At 64.2% G+C, this 21,290-nt stretch carries 15 protein-coding genes; 9 read left to right on the top strand and 6 right to left on the bottom strand.

The window, feature by feature from the left end; genetic code table 11:
- Positions 1–34: 34 nt before the first annotated feature.
- The 4 genes from U1707_RS11970 to U1707_RS19110 form a co-directional block, all read right to left on the bottom strand.
- Positions 35–3,835, bottom strand: coding sequence for a LamG-like jellyroll fold domain-containing protein (locus U1707_RS11970; RefSeq protein ID WP_332800281.1), 3,801 nt, complete (start codon positions 3,833–3,835; stop codon positions 35–37).
- Positions 3,836–3,971: 136 nt separating this feature from the next.
- Complete coding sequence (locus U1707_RS11975) at positions 3,972–5,279, bottom strand: MFS transporter (protein ID WP_443025691.1); 1,308 nt, start codon at positions 5,277–5,279, stop codon at positions 3,972–3,974.
- A 39-nt stretch (positions 5,280–5,318) separates the two neighbouring features.
- Positions 5,319–6,116, bottom strand: a complete 798-nt coding sequence (locus U1707_RS11980) for a 2-keto-4-pentenoate hydratase (RefSeq protein ID WP_332800283.1) — start codon at positions 6,114–6,116, stop codon at positions 5,319–5,321.
- Positions 6,117–6,221: 105 nt separating this feature from the next.
- A complete protein-coding gene (locus U1707_RS19110) occupies positions 6,222–6,503 on the bottom strand; it encodes a hypothetical protein (protein ID WP_503676858.1) in 282 nt (93 codons plus the stop codon).
- A 152-nt stretch (positions 6,504–6,655) separates the two neighbouring features.
- Between U1707_RS19110 and U1707_RS11985 the strand changes: the two genes are divergently transcribed.
- The 6 genes from U1707_RS11985 to U1707_RS12010 all read left to right on the top strand — a co-directional run bounded on the left by U1707_RS11985 (position 6,656) and on the right by U1707_RS12010 (position 13,677).
- Entirely contained in the window at positions 6,656–7,693 is a 1,038-nt protein-coding gene (locus U1707_RS11985) for a LacI family DNA-binding transcriptional regulator (protein ID WP_332800284.1), read from the top strand.
- An 89-nt stretch (positions 7,694–7,782) separates the two neighbouring features.
- On the top strand, positions 7,783–9,225 hold the full coding sequence (gene uxaC, locus U1707_RS11990) for a glucuronate isomerase (RefSeq protein WP_332800285.1): 1,443 nt from the start codon (positions 7,783–7,785) through the stop codon (positions 9,223–9,225).
- 12 nt (positions 9,226–9,237) lie between these two features.
- Positions 9,238–10,080 carry a 5-dehydro-4-deoxy-D-glucuronate isomerase gene (gene kduI, locus U1707_RS11995; protein WP_332800286.1) on the top strand — a complete coding sequence of 281 codons (843 nt, stop codon included), beginning with the start codon at positions 9,238–9,240 and terminating at the stop codon, positions 10,078–10,080.
- Between the two features lie 145 nt (positions 10,081–10,225).
- Positions 10,226–10,981: a 2-dehydro-3-deoxy-D-gluconate 5-dehydrogenase KduD gene (gene kduD / locus U1707_RS12000; RefSeq protein ID WP_332800502.1), complete on the top strand. Its 756-nt coding sequence runs from the start codon at positions 10,226–10,228 to the stop codon at positions 10,979–10,981.
- Positions 10,982–11,123: 142 nt separating this feature from the next.
- Positions 11,124–12,131 (top strand): sugar kinase, encoded by a 1,008-nt coding sequence (locus tag U1707_RS12005; protein WP_332800287.1) that lies wholly within the window; start codon positions 11,124–11,126, stop codon positions 12,129–12,131.
- Positions 12,118–13,677, top strand: a complete 1,560-nt coding sequence (locus U1707_RS12010) for a carboxylesterase/lipase family protein (protein WP_332800288.1) — start codon at positions 12,118–12,120, stop codon at positions 13,675–13,677. Before U1707_RS12005 ends, U1707_RS12010 begins: the two co-directional genes overlap by 14 nt.
- Here the strand turns inward: U1707_RS12010 and U1707_RS12015 are convergent.
- On the bottom strand, positions 13,674–14,099 hold the full coding sequence (locus U1707_RS12015) for a cupin domain-containing protein (protein ID WP_332800289.1): 426 nt from the start codon (positions 14,097–14,099) through the stop codon (positions 13,674–13,676). The genes U1707_RS12010 and U1707_RS12015 overlap by 4 nt on opposite strands.
- A gap of 262 nt (positions 14,100–14,361) precedes the next feature.
- Here U1707_RS12015 and U1707_RS12020 point away from each other — a divergent pair, with 262 nt between their 5' ends.
- Together U1707_RS12020 and U1707_RS12025 are read left to right on the top strand one after the other, a co-directional pair.
- Complete coding sequence (locus U1707_RS12020; protein WP_332800290.1) at positions 14,362–17,364, top strand: TonB-dependent receptor; 3,003 nt, start codon at positions 14,362–14,364, stop codon at positions 17,362–17,364.
- A 78-nt stretch (positions 17,365–17,442) separates the two neighbouring features.
- Positions 17,443–18,435, top strand: coding sequence for an alpha/beta hydrolase (locus U1707_RS12025; RefSeq protein WP_332800291.1), 993 nt, complete (start codon positions 17,443–17,445; stop codon positions 18,433–18,435).
- 16 nt (positions 18,436–18,451) lie between these two features.
- On the opposite strand, the gene U1707_RS12030 is transcribed toward U1707_RS12025, so the two are convergent.
- The gene (locus U1707_RS12030; RefSeq protein WP_332800292.1) at positions 18,452–20,065 is read right to left on the bottom strand and encodes a family 43 glycosylhydrolase; all 1,614 of its coding nucleotides are present in this window, start codon (positions 20,063–20,065) and stop codon (positions 18,452–18,454) included.
- Between the two features lie 325 nt (positions 20,066–20,390).
- Between U1707_RS12030 and U1707_RS12035 the strand changes: the two genes are divergently transcribed.
- Positions 20,391–21,161 carry a ThuA domain-containing protein gene (locus U1707_RS12035; protein ID WP_332800293.1) on the top strand — a complete coding sequence of 257 codons (771 nt, stop codon included), beginning with the start codon at positions 20,391–20,393 and terminating at the stop codon, positions 21,159–21,161.
- Positions 21,162–21,290 lie beyond the last annotated feature (129 nt).

Consider the following 21,290-nt stretch of genomic DNA (forward strand, 5'->3'; position numbering starts at 1 on the left):
GTAAAGACCTTGGGGAAGTGTCATTGGGGGGACATCATCGGATCAATGCCACGCGGTTGTTGGCTCGGGTAATCTCGGGCTCGTCATCGGTCAGCGCGATGCGGACGAACAGCGTTGCGGGATCCACGCCCGGAGGGACCTTTAACTTCACCGTCGCGGTTTTGGGTTGCAGATCGAGTGGCGCCGCTAGCGGCGGAATGTTCGCGGTGGCAAAGATCCTGCCGGTCGCGTCGATTAGTTCTGCCGGGCCGCCTTTTGCGTCCTTTGCGCCGAGACTGTGTACGGTGACCGCTACGCTTCGACCCTTCACGACCACGTCGTCCGCCCCGATGCCGAGGTCGGCGCGCTCGTCCACTGGTGCACCGGCCTCAACCAATGCGAAGTCGAAGAGCGTCGTGCCGGGAGCGAACGTCACGTCGGTGCTGGCGCTGCGTTCGAGCGTCATGGTCTGCGCGTTGCCGATGGGTGAGAGGGTCTTGCCGCCGTCGGTGCTACTCGATGCCTGCATCGACCAGCGGCCCGCCGTGACGGTCCAGGTGGACATCGTTGCGCGCTGGACGCGATCGCTGGTGTTATAGGCGATCACGCGGAACTTGGTCGGCGTCGCGCCCGGCAGCAAGATCGCGACTCGTTCGGCCGCGCCCGCTTCGGCGAAGCGCCAGCTGACCGTGTTGCCGGGCCAGCTCTGGTTGCGCCGCAGCGCGATCCCACCGAGGCGCTCGCGTTGGAGGATCTCGCTCGGTTGGTCGACGCGGTCGCTCCACCAATGGCCCTCGGTGTACATGTCCATGTGCTGCGACTTGTCGGCGATGGCGTCGGCGTGGAGCGCTTCCAGCGGAGCGATGTCGCCGGTCGCGGCCCAGGCGGTGTAGCGGGCGAACGGGTCTTGCGACGGGGTGGCGGCGAGCTTTGTGCGGGCCGCGGGGCCGCCGGGAAGTGCGTCGAAAGCGTTCTCGTTGAACTCGGCGAGTGCGCCGGGGCCGGCCTTGGTGAGACGAGCGTCGATCGGGCGGAGGTACTTAGCATCGCCGGTGTAGCGCCACGCGGCCCAGGTCGCCTGTAGCGACGTGGTGATGCCGCCGCCGTCGCCCACGCGTTCGGCATCGGTGCGCCAGTTGATCTCGTTGGGATAATTCCAGCTGCCATCCGGCCCCTGCTTGCCGTGCGCCATCCAGCCGTCGATCACGCCGGTGACGAGGCCACGCGCGAGCGGGTTGGCGTTGTAGAGGCCGACCAGCATCGGACCGTGCATGACGGTGAAGGCATAGGGTTTCTGCCATTCCCATGCGCCCTCGCGGTACATCTTTCGGCCGCCATACCAGTTGCTGGCGAAGTGCATGTGACCGGCGGGGTTCTTCAGGATTACGGTCTGCAGGGCACGCGTATTGTCCATCAGGCGCTCGACCGCCTTAGGTTCGCCCCAGTTGAGATACAGGCGCTCGGCGTTGCTGTTCAGCCCCTCTTCGTACGCATGGAGTTCGTCGGCGGTGATGTAACCGAGGCCGTTCACGATCATGCCGTTCTTGTAGACCGCATCGGACAGGGCGCGGAGCGAGGCGTTGATCCTGTCGGGCTCGACTCCCATCAGCGCAAGACCGGGCCATTGCTGGGTGAGATCCGTGTCATCGGATAAGCCGCCGCCGAAATCGCCATACGTGACTTGCCGCTCGTCGATCCACCACATGACGAACTGCCGCACGCGTTTCAGGTCTTCGAGTTGGCGGAAGGCCCACAGGGGGACGCCGGCGGGGGCGACCGGCTGGACGAACGCGGGCAGGTTTTCGGGGCGATAGTTGATGTCGGCCCAATAGGCACGGGCGCGGGCATTGCCGGGGTCGACACGGAGCAGATCGGAGATATCCGCGAACAGGCGCTGGTAGAGGCCAGCACGTTTCGACGCGGTGTGCTCCTCGACAAGGAAGCCCCAATTGTCTTTCACCTGCGCCATGCGATCGGCGATGTGTTCGGAAAGGGCGGCGGCGCGGGGTTTGAAAACGAAACGGATCCTGGCACCGTTCAGCGCGGCGGCGTCGAAGTCGGGGGCGGCGCTCGCGATCGTCAGCCAGAGGCTGTCGTTGGGGAGGACACGGTCGCGGAGGTCGAGCCACAATGTACGCGCTTCGTTCGGGCGGACCGAGACGGACAGGTCGATCATGTCGCGGCCCGGCCAGATCGGGTCCTTCACGCGAATGTTCAGCGCGATCAGGCCGGCGGCGTCGGGCTTGGCGTTCAGCGCGGGAATGTCGAGGGCGATGCCGTCGAGGCCGTCGTTGAGATTCTGCCAGCCGTAATCGAACGCGCGGGCGAGCGGGCGGTCGGGGAGCGCGTCGCCGAAGCTGGCCGGGATCAGAATGTGGACGATCGGGGCGGCATTGTCGCGGCGGACGGGGGCGCCGGATGCGCCGCCGGTGCCTGCGCCGACCGCGGCTTTCAGGCCGGCGGAAGGCATCGCGACGACGGTGCTGCGTTCGTCCGGAGCAAAGCGCCCGGCGATGTAGGCGTTGAGGGGGGCGAGGACGGCGAGGTTGGGGGAGGCGGTTGCGTCTACGGTGTAGGAGAGCTTGAAGCTGCCTGCGGGTTCAGCGCCGGCGCCGATGTCGTACGCCCAGAGTTCCTGAATCGGCTGCTCCTGCATAGTGTTCGTGAAGCTCAGCGTGCCGCCGGTGCGGGGGACGAACTGGTCGACGCTGCGGACCATGCCTTGCGCGCGCGTGGCGATCGACGAGGATTTGCTGCCGTCGCTCCAGTCGAGGCGGCCGTACGCCGCCCCCCGGATTTCAACGCGGTTGACGCGTTCGCCTGGCGGGATCGTCAGATCATAGCGTTTGCCGCCTTCGACATACGTATTCCAGTCAGGCAGCTCGAAATAATCGTTACGGCCGGGCAGGCGAGAGCGGTTGTAGACGCCGGGCCAGGTCGTCTCTGCGATGCCGTCTACGCCCTTCCACATCCACTCCTTCAAGTCCTTCGCGCCAGCGAACTCGACCTTCCGGACCCGGGTTACGGCGGCGTCGAGAACCGGCGGCGCGGTCTTGTTCCAGCCGTAGCGATGTAGCCACGCGGCACGTTTGGCGGTGGGGTCGGTCTCGGGAGCGGAGGCTGGTTCGCGCTTGTCGGCGAGGGACGCGACGTCGGTGGCGGCGAGCATGCGGTTGTAGATGCGGATCTCGTCGAGGTCGGAGCCGCGCATGAAATTGTAGCGACTCTGGACCTGGTGCGGGGATATGACGCGGCCGGCGAGACCGAATTGGTCGAGGCCGCTGTCGAGATCGGCCTTCTGGTCCTTCAGCGCGACCAGCTTGCCGTCGACAAAGAGTTGCACTCCCAAGGTTTCATCCCAGGCAAAAGCTATGTGCGACCACGCGGCGGCGGCAGGAGCTTGCGGGATCGTCCAGGAGACGCGGACGCGCGAGAGGTTCGCGTCGGTCACGAAGGCGTCGAAGCCGTGGCCGTTCCAGTCGATCCGCAGGAACGCCATGTCCCAGCTGGTATGATCTGCGAAACCAGTGCGGAAGATCACGAACGGCGCTTCGCCGACCGGCGTTCGCGAGCGCCAGAAGAAGGCGAGCGTACCGCGGTCGGCGCGGATGTTGCCGGGGGCTTTCCACGCGACGTAACCGTCGTCCGCCCACCGCGCAGCCATGCCGATCGCGCCATCTGGCGTGATGTCGACGCCGCTGCGGAAATTCGGGACGGGGTCGCCGGTCGCGTAGTCCGCGGTGAGGGACTTGTCCGCGGAAACGCGGAAGAGGAGTCCGGTCGCGTCCTGCGCTTGTACGGGAGCGATGCTGGCGACAGCTAGCGCGAGGACGGACACCGTGGTGAAACGCTTCATGGTTCTATCCCAGAGGAATTCAGCAAGCACCCCGTCATGCCGGGCTTGTTCCGGCATCCACCGTTCCGCAAACTCAGGAGCCTACGAGCGTGCGGGACGGTGGACCCCGGAACAAGTCCGGGGTGACGGGGGAGTTTCAGCCCGCGTCCACTCTCGCCAGGCGCGGCGACAGCAGATGGACGACGGTGATCGCGATCAGGTAGGTGCTGCCGGCGACCGCGAAGATAAGCGTGTAGCTCCCTGTGGTCTGCAGGACATAGCCAGTGAACTTGGCCATCATCATACCGCCGATCGCGCCGACCGTGCCGCCGATACCCACAACCGACCCGACCGCGCCGCGCGGAAACATGTCCGACGGAATGGTGTAAAGGTTTGCCGAGAATGCCTGGTGCGCCGCCGTCGCAAGCCCGACGATACCGACCGCGAGCCAGAGATTATCGACATATTGCGCGAAGAAGATCGGCATCACCAGGAACGCACAGGCCAGCATCGTGACCTTGCGCGCGAAATTAGCGGAATAGCCGCGCTTCATCAGCTTCGACGACGACCAGCCCCCCGCGACGCTGCCGACATCGGACAGCAGATAGATCGCGACCAGCGGTGGGCCGAAGCTCTTGAGATCGAGATGATAGGTCTTGGCGAGAAAATCGGGGGTCCAGAACAGGAAGAGCCACCAGATCGGATCGATCAGGAACTTGCCGAGCGCGTAGGCCCAGGTCTCGCGGTAGCCGAGCAGCTTGAGCCAGCCGATCTTCTTGGCTGGGTCCGCCGGATCGCTCTCGATATGCGCAAGCTCGGCCGGCGATAGCTTCGCCACTTCGCGTGGACGACGATAGATCGCGATCCAGGCGACGAGCCAGATCAGGCTGATTACGCCAGTGATGATGAACGCCATTCGCCAGCCGAACGCGATCGTGATGATCGGGACGATCAGCGGCGTGATCACCGCGCCGATATTGGCGCCTGCGTTGAACACCCCGGTCGCGAACGCGCGCTCCTTGGCGGGGAACCACTCCGAGACCGCCTTGATGCCTGCGGGGAAATTTCCAGCCTCGCCTAGGCCAAGTACGACGCGCGCCGCCGAGAACTGGAATGCGTTGCCGGCGAATCCGCACAGCGTGTGGCCGAGTGTCCAAATCACGAAAGCCACCGAATAGCCGATCCGCGCGCCCAGCACGTCGACGATCCGGCCGAAACTCAGATACCCGATCGCATAGGCGGCCTGGAACCAGAAGATGACGTCGGCATAGGTCGTCTCGTTCCAGCCGAGTTCGGCCGAGATGGTCGGTTTCAGCACGCCTATCATCTGGCGGTCGACGTAGTTGATCGCGGTGGCGGCGAACAACAGGCTGCAGATCAACCAGCGATACCGACCGATCTTGCCACCTACGCCAGCATCGCCGATCGCCGGCCCGACTCCGGCGTTCGCTCCCACCTCTGGCATGTTCGTGCTCGCCATTGGCCTCTCTCCTGAAATCAGCCTCTAGCGGGCCTTGATGGTGCAGTGGACGGCGAACCGTCCGTCGAAGCGTGCCTCGACCCGGTCGCCTATTTCGACGACATGGACGCCGGTGACCGCGCCCGTCGAAACCCATTGTCCCGACGACAACGCGATACCGCGCACCGCCATGTGTTCGAGCAGATAGCGGACCGCACCGAACGGTCCATCAAGCATCGTCGCACTCGTCGCGGCACCGATCAACGTGTCATTGATCCACAGTTCGACCGGCCAGTCGTTGATGTCTGCATCGCGCCATCCTTCGGCATCCGCACCAACGACTAGCCCATTGTTGTTGCCGAAATCGGACACCGTGACGGTGGGCCCTAGTGCGTTGATTCCGGGGAAGGGTGAACTCGCGATCTCGATCCCGACATGCACCGCGTCGATCACCGCTCGGGCTTCGTCGATCGTGTAGGTCGACTTGGCGGGGTCGGGCGCAAAGCCGATCCTGAGCAGGAACTCGGCCTCCGCGGCGGCAAATCCTTGCGCGAACACGGGCATCGCAACGGGATCGGCGCTGGCCGTGACGACCTGATCGGCGAAGATCGGTCCCGTCAATCGGTCGATGCCGTCGAGTGGCGGGTTGATCCGGCCGACCTTCCAACCCGCGACGAGGCCGTCCGCGAGCAGCAACGCGGTATCCTGCACGGCATAGCCCTGGTCTAGAGTGACCGGCACGTCCCCGGGGAATTCGGGAACGGCATGACCCTCTCGGCGCGCCTCCACGAAGGTCCTGGCGATCCGTGTCGTGTTGTCGGTCGTGTTCGGCTGTGCCGCCAAGAACCCCTCCTATAATCTCAATTCTATTTTGCCAAAGTGTATGGGAAACCGGTGTCATTGGCAAGCGTCCAAGCTTGGTGAGCGACCAGCGAGGGTCTATGTTCGTCAGGGGTATCGGTCCCGGGGCGGCCGAGCGCGACCATTAACGCAGCATCCCCATGCACTTCGCGAGGAATGCCAAGGCCTTCCCCAGTCAAGTGTGTGATGATATCCGCGGGGTATGTATTGCCAGCCTGCGATCGCCTGCGTCGCAGTACCGATCGGCAAGCCGTATTTCACGACGTGATCGCCCGCGGCGATCAGTGCAAGTGCAACCTTGTGGCCGCGCCCTATATCGACGGTCGGCGGCAGCGCCCCGTCGCCAATCGTAGCAATCTCGCCTGCCATCGCATCGTCAGTAGTATCGCCACGCCGTCGCGCGGATCGATCTTCAGAGCCTTCACCCTCGAACCTCTTGCATTGGTAACCCGTATCAGCATGATGCGGCTGCCAAGACTTTTCCGCAAGACGGCTCGGTCGGGTCCGGCTATGCCGTTGTAATGCAAAAGACCGGTCAGCCGACGATCAACGACGTTGCCCGGATCGCCGGGGTCTCCAAGAAGACGGTGAGCCGGGTAATCAACCGATCGCCGCTGCTCAACGACGATACGCGCAAGCGCGTCGAGGATGTGATCGGCGAACTCGGCTATATTCCCAATCCACAGGCGCGGGCGCTGGCGCTTCGGCGGAATTTCCTGATCGGGCTGGTCCACGACAATCCCAATGCGCAGACCGTGCTGAACGTGCAGCAGGGTATGCTGGAGGCGTTGCAGGGCACCGAGTTCGAGATGGTGGTACGCCCGCTCGATCGAGGCTCTGCGACGATGCTCGACGACCTTCGGCATTTTCTCGAGCGGCAGCGGTTGTTCGGCGTGCTGTTGATGCCACCGGTCAGTGAGAATGATTCGGTCGCCAAGCTCTGCGATTCGATCGGCTGTCGCTACGTCCGCATGGGCTCCGCGGTGATCGACGATACCGAGCATATGGTCGCGTCGAACGACCGCGAGGCGGTGCGGACCGCGACCGAATATTTGATCGAGCAAGGCCATCGCCGGATCGGACTGGTTGCGGGACCACACGGATTCCGATCGGCGCGCGAGCGGCGTCTCGGGTTCGAGGATGCCTTGGCCGCGGCGGGGATCGCCTTGCCACGCAGCATGATAGCGGACGGCAACTACACGTTCGAGTCGGGGTTGGTCGCGGCGGAGCGGTTGCTGGACGTGATGCCACGACCGACCGCGATCTTCTCGTCCAACGACGAGATGGCGGCTGGGATCATCCATGCGGCGCGGCAACGCGGGCTCGACATTCCGCGCGACCTCTCGATCATCGGCTTCGATGATACGCCGATCGCCGCGCATGTCTGGCCACCGCTGACCACGGTGCGCTGGCCGATCGCGTCGATGGCCCGCTCGGCCGCGTTGAAGTTGATCGCCGGCGTCGATGATGGCAGCGATCTGGTCGAGGAGCCATCGCTGTTCCTGTCGACCCTGATCCGGCGCGCGTCGGTTTCGCCACCGTCCGACGGAGAGCCGTAAGCTGATCGGCAGAAATCACGTTGCGCGATTTGATGACACCGGTTACCAGGTCGACCTAGGATCGCGCGAAGCGGCAAGGAGGATGGACGGTGGCAAAAGCTCTGGAACTGCATCCGGACCGCCTTTTTCCGGCGGAACCGGCGACGCGTGCGAGTGCGCGGGCGCTATACGCCGAAGTGGCGGCGTTGCCGATCGTCAGCCCGCATGGCCATACCGATCCTAGCTGGTTCGCGGACAACGCCAACTGGACCGACGCGACTTCCTTGCTGGTCGCGCCCGACCATTATCTCTACCGCATGCTCTACAGCCACGGCGGCGATCTCGATGCGCTGGCGATCCCTCGGCGGGATGGTACGCCCGCGACCGACCCCCGCGCGGCTTGGAAGCTGTTCGCCGAGCATTACCCGCTGTTCCGTGGCACGCCGTCGCGGCTATGGCTCGATCATGTGTTCGCCGACGTGTTCGGGATCGACGTCGCGCTCGAAGCGTCGACTGCGGACCAGTATTTCGACATTATCGGAGAGAAGCTGGCGTCCGAAGCGTTCCGTCCTCGCGCACTGTTCAACCGGTTCGGGATCGAGTTCCTCGCGACGACCGAAGGCGCGCATGACGATCTCGCTGCGCATCGGCGGATTCGCCAGTCGGGCTGGAACGGATGCGTCGTCACCACTTATCGCCCGGACGGCGTCATCGACGTCGAGCATGAGACGTTCAAACCGGCAATGGCGCGTTTTGCCGAACTGACCGGTGAGGACGTGTACGACTGGAAGGGCTATCTGGCCGCGCACCGCAAGCGCCGCGCGGACTTCCGTGCGGCAGGAGCGACCGCGACCGACCATGGGCACCCGACCGCCGCGACCGCCAACCTGTCCAACGTCGAGGCGGGCGCGCTGTTCGCCAAGGTGACGCGCGGCGATTGGACGCCGTCGGACGCCGAACTCTTCCGCGCTCAGATGCTGACCGGGATGGCGGCGATGTCGGTCGAGGACGGCATGGTGATGCAGATTCACGCCGGATCGTCACGCAACCACAATGCCGGGCTGTTCGCGAGCCATGGTGGCGACAAGGGTGCGGATATCCCGACGCGGACCGATTACGTCAATGCGTTGAAGCCGCTGCTCGGCAGGTTCGGCACCTCGACCGAGCTGTCGATCATCCTCTTTACGCTCGACGAGAGTTCGTATGCCCGGGAGTTGGCGCCGCTCGCAGGGCATTATCCGTGTCTCAAGCTGGGGCCGTCCTGGTGGTTCCACGACAGTCCCGAGGGCATGCGCCGGTTCCGCGAGACGACGACCGAGACCGCCGGCTTCTACAACACCGTCGGCTTCAACGACGACACGCGGGCGTTCCTCTCAATCCCGGCGCGACACGACGTCGCACGGCGGATTGACTGCGGATTTCTTGCGCAACTGGTCGCCGAGCATCGCCTGGCCGAGTGGGAAGCCGCGGACCTCGCGCATGAGTTGACCAGCGGCCTAGTCCGCCGCGCCTACCGTATCGACGAACCTTTTTTTGCTGCGCAAGCGGCCTGAACGGAGCATTTTATGTACGAACGCACCTACTACGCCACGCATCCCGATATGATGGAGTGCGTCTCCAACGACGAGCTTCGCGATCGTTACCTGATTCAGGACCTGTTTCGCGACGGCGAATGCGTACTCAACTACACGCATGCCGAGCGTTTCGTGATCGGCGGCGTCGCAGTCGCCAGCGGTAGCGTAAAGCTCCCCGACCAGGCCGAGCCGGCATCGGCGGCGGGTCATCCGTTCCTGGAGCGTCGCGAACTCGCGGTCGTCAACGTCGGCAAGGCCAGTGGCACCGTCACGGTCGACGGCGAGACGTTCACGCTCGGCAACAAGGACTGCCTGTACGTGACGATGGGCGCCAAGGACGTCCAGTTCTCGGGCGACGGCGCGCGCTTCTATCTGGCGTCGTGCCCGGCCCACAAGGCGTTCACGACGCGCGTGATCTCGGTCGGCGATGCGACGACGCTGGAGCGCGGGTCGCTGGAGGAGTCGAACGAGCGGACGATCTACCAGATGGTCATCCCCGGCATCTGCGACAGCGCGCAGCTGGTCATGGGCCTGACCGTGTTGAAGCCCGGCTCGGTCTGGAACACGATGCCGCCGCACATCCACGAGCGTCGCAGCGAGATCTATTTCTACTTCGAACTCGACGATCTCGAGAAGGATCGCGTGTTTCATTACATGGGCGAAGGGGAGGCGACCCGTCACATCGTGATGGCAAACGAGGAGGCGGTGATCAGCCCGCCCTGGTCGATCCACATGGGCTCGGGCACCAAGGCGTACGCCTTCATCTGGGCAATGGCGGGCGAGAACCAGGACTATACCGATATGAACGTGCTGGATATCTGCCAGTTGGCCTGAGGTCCGCCGTTCCCCTTCCCGCTTGCGGGAGGGGCAGGGGGTGGGCACGCGCTCACCACCACCGACCCGCGTGAGGAAAGCGCGAGCCCACCCCCGGCCCCTCCCGCCTACGGGAGGGGAGGAGAAGAGCATGACCACTCCTTCCATATCTGGCCCGTTCGACCTGACCGGCAAGGTCGCCATCGTCACCGGCGCCAACACCGGCATCGGCCAGGCGATCGCCATTGCGCTTGCGACCGCCGGCGCGGACGTCGCCTGCGTCGGTCGCACGCCTGCCGAGGATACCGTCGCGCAGATCCGTGCGATCGGGCGCAAGGCGGCGATCGTGTCCGCCGACCTGTCGACGATCGAGCCGGTCCAGCGTGTCGTCGACGAGACGCTGGCCACGCTTGGCGGGCTCGACATCCTGATCAACAATGCCGGCATCATCCGCCGCGCCGATGCGGTGGATTTCACCGAAGACGACTGGGATGCGGTGATCGACACCAACCTGAAGTCGGTGTTCTTCCTGTGTCAGGCGGCAGGCCGCCACATGATCGCACAGGGCTCGGGCAAGATCGTCAACATTGCGTCGATGCTGACGTTCCAGGGCGGCATTCGCGTGCCAAGCTATACCGCGTCCAAGTCGGGGATTGGCGGCCTCACCAAGCTGCTGGCCAACGAGTGGGCGAGCAAGGGCATCAACGTCAATGCGATCGCGCCGGGCTATATCTCGACCAACAACACGGCCGCGTTGCAGGCCGACGAAGTGCGCAACAAGTCGATCATGGACCGCATTCCGGCTGGCGCGTGGGGCGATCCGAGCGATCTCGGCGGCGCGGCGGTGTTCCTGTCGTCGGCGGCGGCGAAGTATGTCCAGGGGCACATCCTGGCAGTCGATGGCGGCTGGCTGGCGCGATAAACCTCCTCGGCACGGGGAGGTGGCAGTCGCAGGCTGACGGAGGGGGGGCTCCACGGGCGTAGCGGTCGTGGAAGCCCCCCTCCACCCCCGCCTTCGGCGGCGGTCCCCCTCCCCGTGCCGGGGAGGAACTAGAGAGGGCGATATGAGCAAATTCCTGGCGTTTGGCGAAATCATGCTGCGGCTTTCACCGCCGGGGCGCGAGTTGCTGTTGCAGACGCCCAAGCTCGACGTCTGGGTTGCCGGTGCCGAGGCGAACGTCGTCACGCAGCTGGCAAGGCTCGGTCACGATGTCGGCATGGCGACGATGGTGCCCGACAACGACCTGGGACGTGCGGCGATTACGACGCTGCGCGGTCACGGGGTTGAAACTTCGACCATCGCATTCGGCGGCGAGCGGATGGGGCTGTATTTCGTTACCTCGGGCGCGGGCCTGCGCGCGACCGAAGTGGTCTACGATCGCGCTTGGTCTTCGTTTGCCGAGGCGCCGGCTAGCGCGTGGAACTGGGATACGCTGCTGGCAGGCGTCGACCGCTTCCACCTGTCCGGCATCACCCCGGCACTCGGGCCAGTGCCGGCGGAGGGCGCGCTCGCCGCCGTAGAGGCGGCCACCCGGCGCGGCATTCCCGTGTCGTTCGACGGTAATTGGCGTGGCAAGCTGTGGGAGCGTTGGGATTCGGACCCACGCACAATTCTCACGCAAATTGTCGCGCATGCGGATCTGATGTTCGGCAACCACCGCGATATCGCGCTCCTGCTTGGCCGCGACTTTTCGGGGGATGCGGAGGATCGGCGACGCGACGCGGCCGAGGCGGCATTCGAAGCGTTTCCGCGGCTGCAGACGATCGCGTCGACCGCGCGGCACGTCGAGCATGTCGATCTCCACCGGCTGTCGGCACGGATCGACACGCGCGCGACGCATGTCCAGACCGACGAGGTCGTGTTGGCCGGCATCGTCGATCGGATCGGCGGCGGCGACGCATTCGCGGCGGGCGTGTTGCACGGGTTGCGATCAGGCGAGGATATCGCCAACGTTGCGCGGATCGGCCTCGCGCTCGCCGCGCTCAAGCATTCGCTGCCGGGTGATGCAAGCCTGTTCCGGCAGGCCGATATCGATGCGTATCTGGCGGGCGGGCTCGATGTCCGTCGCTGACGGCTGGACGCGGCGCAGTGCTCTGGGTGGAGGCGCTGCGCTGATCCTGGCGTCTGGCGCCCGCGCGGCGACGTCGCTCGCGGTTCGCGCGCCGGCCGGCAATTTCGTGGGATCGTCGGACCGAAACGTTCTCGCATTCAAGGGGATACGCTACGGCCGTGCCGAGCGGTTTCAAGCACCGGTAGCCGTGGCAATGCCTGGACAGGCACGATCGGCGCGAGATTTCGGGCCGGTCTGTCCACAGTCGGGCCCTTACGCGCCGCAATCCGAAGACTGCCTGTTCCTCAACGTCTGGACCGCAGATATCGACCGCCGCGCAAAGAAACCGGTGATGGTCTACATCCACGGGGGCGCCTATTCGAACGGCAGCGTCACCGATCCGCAGAACGATGGGCAGGCGCTGGCGGCCCGTGGCGATGTCGTTGTCGTGACGGTCAATCACCGGCTCAATGCGCTCGGCTATCTGTATCTAGCGCGGCTCGATCCACGCTTTCCCGACAGCGGCAATGTAGGGCAGCTCGACCTGATCCTCGCGTTGAAATGGGTGCGCGACAATATCGCGGCGTTCGGTGGTGATCCCTCCCGCGTCATGGTGTTCGGCCAGTCGGGCGGCGGCGCGAAGATCGCGACGATGATGGGGATGCCCGCCGCGGCCGGCCTGTTCCACCGGGCGGCGACGATGAGCGGGCAGCAGGTAACGGCGTCCGGACCTCTCAACGCAACGTCGCGCGCGAGAGCGTATCTGGCGAAGCTGGGGGTCGCCGAGACCGACCTTGCGCCGTTGCTCGCCATGCCGGTCGAAAAGCTCGTGGACGCGCTGTCGGCGACCGACCCGATCATGGGTGGCGGCGTGTATTTCGGACCGGTGCTGGACATGACGTGGCTGACGCGGCACCCGTTCTGGCCGGACGCCAACCCACTCGGCAATCGCATCCCGATGATGCTCGGCAACACGCATGACGAAACGCGGGCGTTCATCGGGCTGGACTCCCCGAAGGTGAGGGGGCTCGACTGGAGCAACCTCGCGGCGCAGATGGCGCCCGAACTGAAGATCGACATCATGCCGGAATGGGTCGTGGCGCAGTACCGTGCGCGTTATCCGGACTGGTCGCCGACCGACGTTTTTTACGGCGCGACGACGGCGGGGCGGAGCTGGCGCGGGCAGGTGATCGAGGCAGAGGCGCGGGCCGATGCAGGGGCGCCGACTTGGGTCTACCAGGTGGATTTCGCCTCGCGGACGGACCCGCGGCGCGGCGCGTTCCACACGATGGATATCCCGCTCGTGTTTGGTACGCTGGATGCTGCAGGATCGCACACCGGCACCGCGGCGGATGCGCAGGCGGCGTCCAAGGCGATGCAGGACAGTTTCGTCGCGTTCGCGACCACCGGCGATCCCGGTCGTGTCGGCGCACCAAGCTGGCCGCGGTACGATCGGGCCAAGCGGGCAACGATGATCTTCGACGCCCGATCCAGGGTTGAGAACGATCCCCGCAGATGGGAGCGCGAACTGTTCGCCCGTGTCCCGTATATTCAGCCTGGGACCTAACGCGGGATCGGATAGGCGATAATTAGCACGAGCGGTTTGCTGCCGGTCTGGCGGATGCCGACCGTCTCACCGTCGAACAGATAGGCGGCGATGCCCGCCTGGACCGGCTGCGTTGTACCGCCGGACGAGACCGCGCCCGTTCCAGAAACTACGTAATAGACCTCGTCGTGAGCGATCCGGTGTAGGCCGATCGCGCTGCCGGGATGCAGGATGCGCTTGCGGAACTCCATCGTCCGCCCGGGGACAGCATCGCTGATTCGATAGGCGGTACTGGAGCCGATCGCACCATGCGGAGGCGGTTCACGGCGTACCGTATCAGCCTCGTCGACGATGACCATCGGTCGCGATGCCGGCTGCTGTGCAAGCCCGGACGCCGACAGCATGAGCACGACGGAAAGAGCGGTAGTTCGCAACAATTTCATCGGAGCATCTCCTGCTTGATACGATGCGTGACACGGCATGTTGACACACCCCCGATCATGCGACATTATTTTGACACCGGTTACCTAGGCAGGCAAGGGACGGTGGAAGGATCAGCAAGAGCTGACCTTTCGGGAGAGGATCGGGTGCCACCGTAGTAGATAACGGGTCCAACTCTCCAAAATGATCAGGTCGGAAGCGCACGACGGGCTGTCGATCGCGCAACCGGTGTCATCGGCAATCGCCGGACGGGGAGTGGATGCAATGGAAGTTCAAGCAACGGTTGCGATTCGACGGATGGGCTGGCTCGGCGGCGTATCCGCAGGCAGTCTGGTTCTCGCACTGGCACTGCCGTCGATCGCGTCGGCGCAGGCGGCGCAAATCCCTAACAGCGGAACGCCGGGAACACCCGCTCAGATCGATCCATCGCCAGCGCAGACCGCGGTCGTCCCGCAGGGAACCGCGTCGGATCCGGCCGCCATCACAGCACCGCAAACCGCACCGGAGACGGTTACGCCGGACGGCGAGACCGCCGAGATCATCGTCACGGGTTTCCGCAAATCGCTCGACGCCGCGCTTAACGTGAAGCGCCAGTCGGTCGCCGCGGTCGATGCGATCGTCGCCGAGGATATCGCGAAGTTTCCGGATCAGAACCTCGCCGAATCACTGCAGCGTATTCCCGGTATCTCGATCCAGCGCGACGCCGGCGAAGGTCGTGCGATCACGGTGCGTGGCCTTGGTGCGCAGTTCACGCGCGTCCGCGTCAACGGCATGGAGACGGTCGCCACCTCGACCGATGGTGCTAGCTCGAACCGCGATCGTGCGTTCGACTTCAACGTGTTCGCGTCCGAACTGTTCAACTCGATCGTCGTGCACAAGACGGCGGAGGCCTCGCTCGACGAGGGTTCGCTTGGTGCGGTCGTCGACCTGAATACGGGTAACCCTCTTGGGGGCAAGATCGGCTTCACCGCGGTCGGCTCGGCGCAGGCCAGTTACAATGACTTGAGCAAGAATACCGGGCCTCGCCTTGCCGGGTTGCTGTCGTGGAAGTCGGCCGACGGCAGCTTCGGCGTCGCGGCATCCGCTGCCTATTCGAAGACGAACAATTTCGAACTCGGCAACAATACGGTCCGCTGGGCGCAGGGGCCGTTCGACTCGGTGGACGGCACGCGCTGCTACACCACGCAGAACCGGGGCGGCGTCTATGTGCCGAGCACGGCATGCACCGCGGCCGCGCTCGCCTTCCATCCGCGCATCCCGCGCTACGGCTCGGTCCGGCACGAGCGCGAGCGGCTGGGGATCACCGGCAGCGTGCAATGGTCGCCGAGCGATGCCACCAAGGTGTCGATCGACGGCCTGTATTCCCGGTTCAAGGAAACCCGCGAGGAAAAATGGGGCGAGGTCCTGCTGCGCTCCAACGAGCGGTCGATCGACATCAGCAATTACACGATCGACGCAAACAACAATCTGATCAAGGCAACGCTCAACGACGCCTGGGTGCGAACCGAGCATTATCTGCGCAAGTCGCAAACCGAATTCTACCAGATCGGCGGCAGCTGGGATCAGGACGTCACCGACAAGCTGCGCTTCACGCTGATGGGCGGCATATCGAAGTCGGATGCGACGATCCCGGTCGAGACGACCTTCGTGTTCGACGACCGCGATGCGCAGGGGTATAGCTATGATTATACCGACATGAAGCGCCCGACGCTGACCTTCGGCACCAGCGTCACCGATCCGGCGAACTTCCAGTTGGCGGAAATCCGCGACCGGCCGTCGGAAACGGTCAACAAGTTCCGCACCGCGCAGTTGCGAACCGAATGGGACGTCGCGGAAGGGTTCCAGATCAAGGCGGGCGCGCTGTACCGCAAGTTCACCTTCGACACGCAGGGCCTCTCGCGCGACGCGGTCGTCTGCCCCAACGCCGGCGGCAAGGATGTCGTGCTGGGGACGCTCACCTGTTCGCCGAACACCCTGTTCGGGCCGACCGCGGTCTACGGCTTTCCAGCCGGCAACCTCGGCGAGATCTTCAACCTCGGGAAGGCGGGCCAGCCGTCGGGAACGACGACCAGTTTCCTGATCCCGAACATCGATGCATCGGCGGCGTATACCGGGCTCTATAACCGTCCCGCGACCGTACTGGTGGGGGACACCCGCAGCGTCTCCGAGCAGGTGACCGGTGGCTACACCGAATTCGACGTGAAGGGCGACATACTCGGGCTTCGCTACGCCGCCAACGCGGGCATCCGCTACGTCCACACCAAACAGCGCTCGACCGGGCTGTCCTCGGCGACCGTCGGCGGCGTTACCGTCAATACGCCCGCGACGGTCGGCCGCAGTTACGACGATTGGTTGCCCGCGATCAACGTCGCGCTGTTTCCGGCAGAAGACGTCATCATCCGCGGCGCGATCGCCAAGGTCCTGACAAGACCTAGCCTGGGTAGCCTGACGCCGGGCGGTTCGGTCGATGGCTTCAACTACCGCGTGACGTTCGGCAACCCGCAGCTCGATCCGTTCCGTGCGACCGCGTTCGATATCTCGGCGGAATGGTATTTCGCGCCGCAGTCGATCTTCTCGGTCGCGCTGTTCAAGAAGAACGTCGAGAGCTTCCCGGTCTCGGCAACGCGTAGCGGGACGTTTGCGTCGACCGGACTGCCGCTGTCGGTGATCCCGGCGAGTTCGCCGGCCGCCGGCGCTCCGGAAGGCCAGCTGTGGCAGATCACCTCGCCGATCAACGGCACGGGTGCCTCGTTGAAGGGCGCGGAAATCTCGCTCCAGACGACGTTCCGCTTCCTGCCAGGCTTCCTGCGCAACTTCGGCGCGCTGGCCAACGCGACGTTCGTCGATTCAAGTGCAGGCTATTCGCAAGGCGGTCCGGCGACGACCATCGTCGTACCCGGTGGCACGCTCGGCGCGCTGCCGAACACGACCCGCTCGGCGACGCTCTACGGCCTGTCGAAGCGCGCGTATAACGGCACGCTGTATTATGAGGATGCCAAGTTCAGCGCACGCGGATCGATCAGCTATCGCAGCCCGTACATCGACGGGGCATCGGCCACGGGCAACCTTTTCGAGGGCTATGCCGCGACGACCAACGTCGATGCGTCGATGCGCTACAAGCTGACGCCAGCGCTTGAGGTCTCGCTTGAAGGGACCAACCTGACCGATAATTATCGCAGCCGGTACACCGATCTCGACGCTAACCGGAACTACGAGAATAATCATTTCGGCCGCACCTTTCTCGTCGGCGCACGCTTCAAGATGTAGGCGCGCCGGGCATAGTCTCTCCTCTTCTCGCGCGCATTCTTCACGGAGTGCGCCCATTTTTTTGATGGGCCGAAGCGTATGATCGATCGTCGGAGTGCAATCCTGGGAACGCTGGCGGTCAGTCTGTCGACCGGCATCGATGCGCAGACGCCTCCGCCCGCGCAGGTCGGTGGCCGGGGGCCGAAGCAACTGGACCCGGCCGAAACGATCGACCTCTGGCCAGTCGTAGCGCCGGGGGCGCCGCGACAGTTGCCGACCGAGATCGTCGAAAACCGGGCGACCGGTACCGCGGCTACCGATCGCGCCGTCCACGGCATCGCTCGGCCCCGCATGGTCGTGTTTCGCCCGGCCAGGCCGAACGGATCGGCAATATTGGTGATGCCGGGCGGCGGCTATGTCAGGATCGTCGTCGACCGCGAGGGGTACGAGATCGCACGCTGGCTGGCGGATCGCGGCTGGACAGTGTTCGTGCTGTTCTATCGGCTGCCCGGCGATGGCTGGGCGGCGGGGCCGGACGTCGCTTTGTCCGATGCGCAGCGGGCCATGCGGCTGATCCGCACAAGGGCCAGCCTATACGGGATCAAGCCCGATCGTATTGCGGCGATGGGCTTCTCGGCCGGCGGCCATGTCTGCGGTGATCTGGCGACGAGGTTCGCGCAGCCAACCTACGCGCCGGTCGACGCTGCTGATCGAGGCAGCGCACGGCCCGACGTCGCGGCGTTGATGTATGCGGTGCAATCGATGGCATTGCCGCTCGCGCATCCCGGATCGCGCGCGCTGTTGCTCGGGGCCTCGCCGACGCCGGCCTTGGAGCATGCGCATTCGACCGCCTCGAACGTCACGTCGGCGACGCCGCCCTGCTTCCTCGTTCACGCCGAAGACGACCGTAGCGTTGCCGTCGACAATACGCTGGCGTTTCGAGCGGCTGCGATCAAGGCTGGCGTGGCGGTGGAAACGCATCTGTTCGCGACCGGCGGTCATGGCTTCGGCATCAGCAGGGCGGTCGGCAAGCCAGCAGCACTATGGCCGCAACTGTTCGAAGAATGGGCGCGCGCACAAGGCCTTGGGTGAGGGAAAAGCGCCGGGGTTAGAGAGCCTCGTACCGGAAATCGCGAAAGCGTGCCTCGCCGCTACCGGCAGAATACAGGCCGGGGCGCAACATGAGGAACCCGCCGCGGACATTATGGTGGTAACCCGATACTTCCATCCCGCGATCGAAGCGGTGCCAGCTCTTGCCGGCATCACCGCTGGTATGAATTGCGACGATGTGGCGGGTATTGGCGATGCGGATTCGCATGCGGCGTCCGTATGGGTTGGCCGGCCGCCCGCGTTCGTTGCCATATTGATGCGTGACAAAATGGTGTTCGTCGAAGCCGAGGCCGCAATACAGCTTGTCGTCGTAGAACAGCACGAGTCCTGCGGTGCCGCCGAGCGCGATCTCGACGTCGCATTCGAAGCGATAGGCCTGATCTCCGGCGATCAGCATCAGCGGCGATGAGTCGACGGGGGCAGTACCACTGGCATTCAGGATCAGCGCACCGCGTTCGGTTCGGGCTCGGTTGTGTTCGTCCGGTCCTGGTCGGAAGAAATTCCATTTGCTGCCAAGTTGCAAGGTACGGAAATCGTCCGAAAGCGGTTGGCCGTGGGGCAGCGCTGCGCCACCTTTTGGCTTGGCTAGAGGCTTCGACAGGTCCCCGCCGGTCATTGCGAACCAGCCGTCGGTGGTCCAGCGGATCGGGTCGAGCAACGCCTGCCGGCCGAGCGTCCAATAGCCGTTCTCGAACCCGTGATAGACCGACCACCAGCTGCCGTCGGGTGCCTCGACGAGGCTGGCATGGCCACGCGACCACCATTTCTCATCGGTGCTGACGGTTCGGACCACCGGGTTGGCGGGGTCGTTCGTCCAGGGGCCGTGGATCGAGCGCGAGCGTGCCACGATCACCATGTGTCCGGTCGGTGGTCCGGCGGTGCCGCCGACCGCGGTGATCATGTAGAACCAGCCGCCGTGACGGGTGATCTTCGGCCCTTCGGGACTGAAACCCTCGACGTCCCATGTATCGGGATAGCGCCACGGGTCATAGACATGTTCGACCTTCCCGACCGTCGACAGACCGTCGTCCGCGAGCCGAATGCGGTCGCCGCCCGACAGGAACAACCAGCGCGATCCGTCCTCGCCGACCGTATGGCAGGGATCGATATGATCCGGCAGCCCGAGGTCGATCGGGTCGGACCAGGGGCCGTCGATATGGTCGGCCCAGATCACGTGGATCGCGTTCGGCTTGGCCTTGACGGGAATGTACAGGAAGTACCGGTCGTCGTGTTTCTCCAGGCTAACCGCCCAGACCGAGCCGATGTTCTTCGTCAGCGCCGCTTTGCGCGGTTGCCAGTTCACCAGGTCGCGGCTGTGCCAGATCGTCAGCCCCGGATAGGAATCGAAGCTGGAGAAGGTCATGTAATAGTCCGCGCCGTCCTTCAGGATGGCGGGATCGGGATGGTCTCCGGCGATCAGCGGATTGAGGAACCGTCCGTTGCCGAGGTCGGCAATACGCTGCCCTTCGAACCCACCCCGCCAATCCTCATTGAACCGCCGCACGGACGTATCGGGTTTAGGCGCTTCCGCGGCAGACGGGGTAGGCGGAGCAAGTGCTACCGCACCGCCCGCTAGCGCCAGTCCGAACGTCTCACGGCGACTATAAACCATCGGTATGTCCTGTTCTAATGCGTCGCCGGGACCGAGTTGCAAAAATTGAGTATAGAGCGGTTACTCTAGAGCGATGAACGCGCAAATGCAGATTAACAAGTGCCTCGAGTCGGGCGTACGAAAACCATCTTCGAGTATTCGGCTACGGGCCGCCTTGCCGCGAAACTACCTGACCGGAGGTGTCTGCTGTGGGACAATGCCGCCAGCTTGAGAGGCCGCTCGCTGTCGGCAGAGCAGGCATACACCAGCGTCGCTCACCGACAAAGGTATGACTGGCGCTAACCGATCCCTGCTGTACTAGCACATGAAATATTGAGGGGAGAACATGATGAAGGCCGTAGTTCGGATCCTGGCTGCCCTAGTGTGCGTCTTCATGCCCTCCGCAAGCTTTGCAGAGGATCAGTTCAAGCTGCTGGTGATCGCAGCACCCAGCAAGTACCATTATGAGTATATCCCCGTCGCGCGGGAAAACCTTGAGCGTTTGGCGAGGCTCCACTCGTTCGGGATCACTTGGACAAGCGACCCCGCCGTGTTCGACGACGACCTGCGTCAGTATGCAGCGGTGCTCTTCCTCAACACGCCAGCGGAGCAGTTGAACCAGGCTCAGCGCCGCCATTTCGAGCAGTATATGCGCTCGGGTGGGAATGCTATGGTGGTGCACCGTGCAGCGATCATCCCACCGAATGCCTGGCCATGGTATGAAAAGTTGGTCGGCCGCTCCTTCATCAACCATCCGATGGTTCAGACAGGGGTCGTCACCGTTGCAGACAAAAAATTTCCCGCGACATTTGGCTTGCCCGATCGATGGATTTGGAGCGACGAATTCTACGTCACCAACAACCCATATCGCATCACAATAAACTCTGTGTTGAAAGTGGACGAGGCGAGCTACGATCCTACCAAAATCTGGCCCGGACAAGTCGGCAAACGAATGGGCGTGGACCATCCAGCGGCATGGTTCCAGCAGTATGAAAAAGGGCGCGTGTTCGTCACCCTTCTCGGGCACAATGTCGAGATGTATCGTGACGAGCGGTATCTACAGCATCTGTTAGGCGGCATTTACTGGACGGCCACGGGGCTGGGGCAACAGCATTGATCCGTTCAATAGGGGCGGTGTTCAGACCTGTTCGACGTGAGATCTGAAACCGGCCGCACGACTATGGAACGATCGAGCGCTTTCGTCGCCCTTGATCGGCAGCGGACGTTCGCCTCTGGGTCTACTACG

This window comes from Sphingomonas sandaracina, from assembly GCF_036663695.1.
GTDB lineage: Bacteria > Pseudomonadota > Alphaproteobacteria > Sphingomonadales > Sphingomonadaceae > Sphingomonas.